5 protein-coding genes are annotated in these 8,099 nt (G+C 60.4%); 3 read left to right on the top strand and 2 right to left on the bottom strand.

The genetic code is table 11. The features are described from left to right. Nucleotides 1–30 precede the first annotated feature (30 nt). Entirely contained in the window at nt 31–825 is a 795-nt protein-coding gene (locus A9K66_RS16330; RefSeq protein ID WP_067325309.1) for an ABC transporter ATP-binding protein, read from the bottom strand. A gap of 60 nt (nt 826–885) precedes the next feature. After that, complete coding sequence (gene tauA, locus A9K66_RS16325) at nt 886–1,893, bottom strand: taurine ABC transporter substrate-binding protein (protein WP_067325321.1); 1,008 nt, start codon at nt 1,891–1,893, stop codon at nt 886–888. A gap of 368 nt (nt 1,894–2,261) precedes the next feature. Between tauA and ligD the strand changes: the two genes are divergently transcribed. The 3 genes from ligD (at nt 2,262) to A9K66_RS16310 (ending at nt 8,086) form a co-directional block, all read left to right on the top strand. Continuing rightward, nucleotides 2,262–4,166 carry a DNA ligase D gene (gene ligD / locus A9K66_RS16320; protein ID WP_348626447.1) on the top strand — a complete coding sequence of 635 codons (1,905 nt, stop codon included), beginning with the start codon at nt 2,262–2,264 and terminating at the stop codon, nt 4,164–4,166. A gap of 92 nt (nt 4,167–4,258) precedes the next feature. Continuing rightward, nucleotides 4,259–5,965: a DNA polymerase/3'-5' exonuclease PolX gene (locus A9K66_RS16315; protein WP_067325306.1), complete on the top strand. Its 1,707-nt coding sequence runs from the start codon at nt 4,259–4,261 to the stop codon at nt 5,963–5,965. A 369-nt stretch (nt 5,966–6,334) separates the two neighbouring features. Next, complete coding sequence (locus tag A9K66_RS16310; protein ID WP_067325303.1) at nt 6,335–8,086, top strand: adenylate/guanylate cyclase domain-containing protein; 1,752 nt, start codon at nt 6,335–6,337, stop codon at nt 8,084–8,086. Nucleotides 8,087–8,099: the final 13 nt, after the last annotated feature.

Raw genomic sequence — 8,099 nt, 5'->3', positions numbered from 1 at the left:
GGAACGGGGTTCGGGAATTGGCGGCGAGCGTCATTGCAAGATTCCTCTGCGGGCGCCTTCCGGCTGGTGGATGAGCGAGCGGATTTCCTGCCGCAGCTCGATGAAGCGCGGATGGGACTGGATCGGCCCGATATCGCCGCTTTCGGCGAAATCGCGCACGAAATCGGCATCGAAGCGCGCAACGATGCGGCCCGGCCGGGGTGACATCACGACGATGGTCGTGCCGAGTGTGAGGGCTTCCTCGATCGAATGGGTGATGAACAGGATCTGCTTGCCGGTTTTGGCCCAGACGGAAGCCAGAAGCTGCTGCATCGTCTCGCGGGTCAGGCTGTCGAGGGCGCCGAATGGCTCGTCCATCAAAAGGATTTTCGGATCGGTGGCCAGCGCCCGGGCGATGCCGACGCGCTGGCGCATGCCGCCCGACAGTTCGTAGGGTGGCTTTTCGGCGAAATCGGCGAGCCCGACCAGTTCAAGAAGGTGCCTCGACCGCTCATGGCGTTCGCCGCGCGAGACGCCCCGGTACTTCAGGCCGAGCGCGACGTTGTCCAGCACATTAGCCCATGGCAGCAGGGTGTCTTTCTGGAACACGACGCCGCGATCGCCGCCCGGCGCCGCGATTTCGCGTCCATCAAGCGTGATCGTGCCTTCGGTGAGCGGCAGGAAGCCGGCGATCGCGTTCAGCAATGTCGACTTGCCGCACCCGGAAGCGCCGACCGCGACAACGATGGAAGCGGGAGCGATATCGAGCGACACGTGATCGAGCGCGTGTACGTGCTGGCCGTCGGAACCCGGAAAGGTTACGCTGGCATCGCGGATTCGAAGCATGGTGGCCTCCAGGCGATCTGGCTGGCGTGCCAGCCAGATCGGCGTTTCCTTCAGGGATTGCTAGTTCGAGGCCTTGGCCACTGCCGCATATTGCGGATCGGCGAAGGCGGCATAGCTGTCCTTGACCGACGTGATCTTGTGCTGGTCCTTCAGGAAGCTCGCGGTGTCCTTGAGGATTTTCGCGACCGCGCTCTTCTCACCGCCACCCAGCCATTTGTCGGAGACCTGTTCGTCGAGCGGCGGGACGACGGTCGTCTTCAATTGCTCCGAGTTCTCTGCCGCCGTGCCGCCCTGCAATTTCGCGATCAGCTTGGCGCTCTCGGACTCCGGCCCCCAGGCGGCCGGGTTGCTCAGATAAGTCTGGTTGTAGCCGTCGATCAGCCGGACATACTGGCCGAGGAACTCCGGATTGGCCTTGGCGAATGCGCCGGTGACGACCAGCGCGCTAAAGGTGGGCGCGCCGCGATCAGCAACTTGGCCGGCCGTGAGCAGGACCTTGCCGTTCTTCTTGAGTTCGGACAGCGCTGGATCCCAGACGAAGCCGCCGTCGATGTCGCCGCGCTTCCAGGCCGCGACGATCTCGGGCTGCGGAATAGCGATAACCTGGGTTTCCTTCTCGGAAATGCCTTCCTGCTTGAGCACGGCCAGAAGCTGGTAATGGTCGGTCGACACCGGTGCGGCGGCGAGCTTCTTGCCGCGCAAATCCGCCGGCGACTTGATTTCTGGCCGCACCACCAGTGCCTCGCCGTCGCGCGACACGGACGAGATGTAGAACGCCTTCACGTCGAGGCCCTTGCTGACGGCAGCCGAGAACGGGCTCGATCCGACATCGCCGATCTGGACGTCGCCGGAGGCGATGGCTGCGAAAATGTCGGCACCGGAATTGAAACGGCGGAATTCGATGTTCCATCCGGTCTTCCTGGCAAGGTCGCCATTGGCGATGCCAAGGTTATAGGGATTAGCCCCGGTTTGGTAGGCAATGACGACCTTCTTCTCGTCGGCATGAGCCATTCCAGAAGAGGCCGCCGCTGCGAGCGCGACCAGGGCGGCGGAAATCAGTTTTCGCATGAGATCGATCCTTTGAGCGGAGGGTCCACCCTCGATTGCCCGCTCCATCCAGAGCGTCGCCTCAAAATCTACTGAATTTATAGATTTAGACAGGAACGATTTTTCGAATGACAAGAGAGGAGCGGAAAATTGGCTCTCATCTCTGTCGTCATGTCAGCCCAGGTCCGACGCATGATCGTGCGCTGAGATGGAGCTTTCTCTTTCCTTCCGCGCGCCGGCCCAGGGAGTCGAGCAGCCCGGTTTCCAGAGGAAACACGGCGGCGCCGCGGACATCTGACGGAGCCAAGCTCCATGCGCCGGCCTCGAAACCAAAGAAGCACTCGCGCGTTGGGCGCGATTAAGCCATTTCGTCTCGAGTATGGGGGCGCGTGAGAGTGGTCAAGCCAACGTCGCGTAAGGCAATCCCTGGGTCGAGCGCTCCTCAAGCGAAGTCGCCTATTCGTGACCGAACCAATTTAGCGCTTCCCACTTTTCGGCCCGTCCAGCTCGCAACGCTCGTAGATACTGTCCCTGCCGGCGACCGCTGGATCCACGAAATGAAATATGACGGCTATCGCATTCTTATTGCCGTCGGCGGTGGCGAAGCGCGTGCCTACACGCGATCTGGCCTGGATTGGTCTCAGCGTTTTCCTTCGATTCTTTCGGAAGCCCGCAAGCTCCAAGTCCACTCCGCCCTGATCGACGGCGAGGCCGTCGTTGTCGATGCCGACGGAAGATCAAACTTCCAGGCGCTTCAGAACGCATTGAAGGGTGCGCCAGCCACCATCGACTTTTATGCCTTTGACCTCCTTCAGCTCGACGGTGAAGATCTTACCAGGCGTCCCCTCCTTGAACGCAAGGAGAAGCTGGCGGCAATTTTGCCCTCGGACAACCCAGTGCTTCGTTACTCCGATCATATCCTCGGTCGCGGAGAAGAGCTGCTCGATCGCTTTTGCGCGGCCCGTCTCGAGGGAGTTGTTTCGAAGCTCGCCGATTCGACTTACGTGGGAGCCCGCGGCGGAAGCTGGCTCAAGATCAAGTGCATCAAGCGGCAGGAATTCGTGATTGTCGGCTGGACGCCGTCCGATAAGGTCCGCGCGTTCCGGTCATTGATCCTCGGGGTGCATGACGGTGGCAAGCTGCGTTATGCCGGGAAGGTCGGCACCGGCTTCGATACGGCTGAACTTTTCCGTCTCATGAGGATCATGGCACCGCTCGAGCAGAATGCCGCGACCGTCGAGGCGCCGCGAGCGGAAGTTCGCGGAGCACATTGGCTTTACCCCAAGCTGGTCGCAGAGATTGCCTTCACCGAGATGACCAACGAAGGAACGCTGAGACATCCGAGCTACCTCGGTCTACGCGAAGACAAGAAGCCGGAGGCGGTCGTGCTGGAGACGGAACGTCGCACGACCAAGCTGACCACGTGGCCGGCGAACACCATTGCCATCAGCAACCGTGACCGTGTGATCTATCCAGAGTCCAATATCACCAAGGGCCAGCTCGCCGACCACTACGCGGCCGTCGCGGAGATCATGCTTCCCTGGGTCGGCAGTCGGCCGATCAGTCTTGTTAGGTGTCCGCAGGGGCGGGCCAAGAAGTGCTTTTTCCAGAAGCATGATGCCGGGAGCTTTGGCGACAAAGTCCACCAAGTGGGTATCACCGAAAAAGACGGCCACGAGGAGCCATACCTTTATGTCGACGATGCCGCTGGGCTGATGACTTGCGTCCAGATGGGAACGATCGAGCTGCATGGGTGGGGAGCTCGGATCGAGGATGTCGAAAAGCCCGACCGCCTCGTGTTCGACCTCGACCCCGATGAGGGTCTTGATTTCGAAGCTGTCCGTGCGGCTGCTTTCCAGTTTCGTGATATTCTGAAATCGTTGGAACTTACGACCTTCCCTATGCTGACGGGAGGCAAAGGGGTGCATGTGGTCGCCCCGCTCACCCCTCAGGCTGAATGGCCGCAAGTGAAAGACTTCGCATTTCGTCTCGCTCAAGCGGTCGCTCAGAGCGATCCCGCCCACTTTACGGCCGCGCTGTCGAAGGCGCGCCGGAAGGGTCGCATCTTTGTGGACTATTTACGCAACCAGCGCGGGGCGACCGCGATCATGCCCTATAGCGCAAGGTCCCGACCTGGCGCGCCCGTCGCGGCGCCGATCACCTGGGCGGAGATGAAGACGATTGATACGCCCTCGCATTTCCGCGTCGGCGACGCTCCTGAATTGAAGAAACGCGCAGCCTCCAAAGCTCTGGCGGGATGGGGTCGCGCCGACCAATCGTTGCCGAATCTGTAGCGCCCCACTCCGGGAAAACGGCAGCAAGGAGTGAGCGCTCGCTGCCCTTGCCTGATTGGAACCTGCGGAGATTGGGCCCGTTTGCCTCGACAATGGCAAAACCAGATTCAAGGACCGTCGCCAGTCTCCTAAGGGAATACGCACATCGCTCGTCGCTGCGCGGGGGCAATCCCTATCGCACTAAGGCTTACCTGCGCGCGGCCGATAGTCTGACTGCGCTGTCGCAGCCGCTTGACCGGATCATCGCCGCCGGGGCCCTCACCAGGATCCCGGGAATCGGTGATGCTATCGCAGACATTATCCGCAAGCTCTACGAATCGGGCACGCATCCGCGCCTTGAGAAGCTTCGCGAGGAGGTGCCGGCGGGTGTAATGGAGCTGTTTGCCATACCCGGGCTTCGGCCCGACAAAATACTGAAGCTTCATCAGGCGCTCGGCGTGAACTCGTTGGCCGAGCTCGAAGCGGCAGCAAGGGCAGATCGCATCCGGCCAGTCAAAGGCCTCGGTGCTTCGCTTCAAACGAAAATCCTGCAGAACCTGGCTATCGCTCGAAGCGGCGAAACACAGCTTCACCTGCACAAGGCCGCCGCTCTTCTTGAGCATGCGGTCATTTCCGTGAAGCAAGAGCATCCCGAGTTTTCGCGCGTGGAAATCGCCGGTGATTTCCGACGTGGTTGCGAACTTGTTGCCGACCTCGCGCTGGTAGCGCAGGGGAAGAAGCGGACCGAAATAGAGCAGTCCAGCCTCAGGCTTGTCGTCACGGACAAGAAGCACTTTGGCGCGAGCTTCCTCAAAGCAACCGGTTCCGCGGCCCATCTAGAGCAATTGAGGATGTTTGCGGCCGAGAGAGGGTTCGCCCTCAAACCCGATGGTCTCTACCGCGCCAGAAAGCTGATCGCATCAGTGACAGAGGAGGAAATCTACGAAGCATTGGACCTGCAGTTCATCGAACCTGAACTGCGCGAAGGCAGGGACGAGATTGAGCGGGCAGCGAGCCAGCAGTTACCTCCGCTCATCCGGGACGAAGATCTCAATGGCATCCTGCATTCTCACACGACCGCATCCGATGGCACCGAGACGCTTGAGGCTATGGCTGAAGCGACCCGTAAGCGCGGGTTCGAGTACTATGGTGTCGCCGACCACTCGCAGTCTGCACACTACGCGGGCGGCCTCACATTGCAGGAGATTGCTGAGCAGCACCGCGAAGCGGATCGGCTGAACAAGAGGTATGAGGGAAAATTCCGTATCCTCAAGGGCATCGAGGCAGACATCCTGGCCGACGGTTCGCTTGACTATCCGGACCACGTTTTGGAGCAGTTCGATTTCGTTGTCGCGAGCGTGCACAGCCGCTTCAAGTTGCCGAAGAAAGAGCAGACGGACCGTATTATTGAGGCAATCGCGAATCCCGTCACGACAATCATTGGACATATGACCGGTCGCCAGTTGTTGCGTCGCCCCGGCTATGATCTCGATATCGACAAGGTCCTCAGAGCGTGCGCGAGACATGGTGTCGCTGTCGAAATCAATGCGCATCCGTGGCGGCTCGATCTCGACTGGCGGTGGCATCAGAAGGCTCTCGACTACGGCTGCATCTTCAGCATTAATCCGGACGCTCATTCAATCCGCGAACTCGACCACATGCATTGGGGTGTCGAGATGGCGCGCAAGGGGGGCGTTCCTAGGACGCGGGTTCTCAACGCGATGGGTTTGGCGGCTCTGCTTGCGCACCTTTCAAAGCGCAAGCGCGATTCCAAATCCGGCGGCAAGCGCCGCTCGGCTGTCCGAAAAGCTGTCGCATGAGGCCGCGAGGTCCCATCTTTCGAAGCATAGATTAGCGCTTAGTGTTTCCACGTCAGCAGCTTTGGCCAGGTCGGCGATCGACGGCCACTGTAAATGCCTGGAAGGGGCCGGAATCAGTAGGTCAGCTTTAGTGCAGGTAAGAACGATAGCGGACGTTCAACCTCTAAGGTCTGACGTCGTGAGCTGACTCCAAAGTAGCCCTTCGGCAGCACCCGCGATCGGACCATAATGACGCCGTGTGAGGAATGGCCCAAGGGACGTGGTGAGTTGATCGCTGTCGGCGCCGGCACTGCACGCTCGCATTCGAGGTAGGACTAGAATACGCTCGCCGCCTGGAGCTTCGACCTACGGAAGAGGCAGGACACAAGCATGGAGCGACGCCTCACCGCAATTCTTGCTGCCGACGTCGTCGGCTACAGCCGCCTCATGGGAGCCGACGAGGTTGGCACGCTTGCGCATCTGAAGAGGCTTCGCGCCGAAGTGATCGAGCCCAAGATCACAGAGTCGCACGGACGCATCGTCGGTTCCGCTGGCGACAGCCTTCTTGTCGAATTCGCCAGCGCAGTCCACGCAGTGCAGTGTGCGGTCAACGCCCAGGAGGGATTGGCCGCTCACAATGCAAGTTTGCCCGAAGACAAGCGCATGACTTTCCGTATGGGCGTGAATTTGGGCGACGTGATTGCACAGGACGATACGATCTACGGTGATGGCGTGAATATCGCCGCCCGGCTCGAGAAGCTTGCAGAACCTGGCGACGTCTGCGTCGCGAGCAACGTCTACGAGCAGGTCAAAGGTAAATTAGACTATGCCTACACCGACCTCGGTAGCCATCAGGTCCACAATATCGTGGAGGCGGTGCGCGCCTATCGGGTCAGTCGAGCAAAACCCACTTCGGTATTGTCCACAAGGGATACGCTGACGCTTCCCGAAAAACCGTCCATCGCGGTCTTGCCATTCGACAACATGAGTGGCGACCCCGAGCAGGGCTACTTCGCTGACGGCATGGTTGAGGAGATCATCACCGCGCTGTCCCGGACGCGCTGGCTGTTCGTGATCGCGCGCAACTCGAGCTTTACCTACAAGGGCCGGGCAGTGGACATTAAGCAAGTCGGACGCGAGCTTGGTGTGCGCTACGTGCTTGAAGGGAGCGTGCGCAAGGCGGCGAGCAGGGTTCGCATCACCGGGCAGCTTATCGACGCGACAACGGGAGCACATCTATGGGCCGACCGTTTCGACGGCGGGCTGGAGGATGTTTTTGACCTGCAGGAGGAAGTGACCCGGAGCGTCGTCGGAGCGATCGCTCCGAAGCTGGAACAGGCAGAGATCGAGCGGGCTAAGCGCAAGCCGACCGAGCACCTTGACGCTTACGACTACTATCTGCGCGGGATAGCAAGCCTCCACCAGTTGACCAGGGAATCCACCGCAAACGCCCTTCAGTTGTTTTACATAGCCATCGAACTCGACCCTGAATTTGCCTCGGCATACGGAATGGCCGCCTGGTGTGCCGTCATGCGCAAGGCGAACGGCTGGATGACGGATCGCAAGCAGGAAACCGCCGAAACCGAGCGCCTGGCTCTGAAGGCCGTGGATTTGGGCAGGGATGACGCGATCGCTCTTTCCCGCGGCGGGACCGCGCTCGCCTACGTCGTGGGCGACAACAATAGCGGGGCAGCGTTCATTGATCGCGCGCTTGCGCTCAATCCGAACCTGGCCACCGCGTGGCTATTCAGCGGCTGGGTCAGAACCGACCTCGGCGATACGGAAACCTCACTCCGGCACCTGGCGACTGCGATACGCATGAGCCCAGTCGACCCGCTCATGTTCGATATGCAGAATGCGGTTGCAGTGGCTCATCTCTTCGCCGGTCGATTTGACGAGGCATCATCTTGGGCTGAAAGGTCGTTGCGGGAAAAGCCGGACTATTTGGGGTCGTTGCGCTATGCGGCTGCAAGCTATGCTCACGCTGGCCGAACCGAGGATGCGCAAAAGGTGGTAAGCCGAATGCTCGTCCTCGATCCCGACCAGCGAATTTCCAATCTCGCCGATTTCATGCCAACTAGCCGTCCGGCCGATATGGCTCTGCTTGCAGAAGGTTTGCGAAAGGCGGGGCTGCCGGAATAGCGCTGCCGGGCTG

The sequence above is a fragment of the Mesorhizobium sp. AA23 genome, assembly GCF_001672435.1.
Classification (GTDB): Bacteria; Pseudomonadota; Alphaproteobacteria; order Rhizobiales; family Rhizobiaceae; genus Mesorhizobium.
The sequence above is the reverse complement of the archived record's forward strand: the minus strand, read 5'-3'. Positions and strand labels throughout refer to the sequence as shown.

Excerpts from the sequence above, each read along its gene's own strand:
- A9K66_RS16330 (WP_067325309.1), bottom strand. The coding sequence starts at position 825 with ATGCTTCGAATCCGCGATGCCAGCGTAACCTTTCCGGGTTCCGACGGC.
- A9K66_RS16315 (WP_067325306.1), top strand. The coding sequence starts at position 4,259 with ATGGCAAAACCAGATTCAAGGACCGTCGCCAGTCTCCTAAGGGAATAC.
- A9K66_RS16310 (WP_067325303.1), top strand. The coding sequence starts at position 6,335 with ATGGAGCGACGCCTCACCGCAATTCTTGCTGCCGACGTCGTCGGCTAC.
- tauA (WP_067325321.1), bottom strand. The coding sequence starts at position 1,893 with ATGCGAAAACTGATTTCCGCCGCCCTGGTCGCGCTCGCAGCGGCGGCC.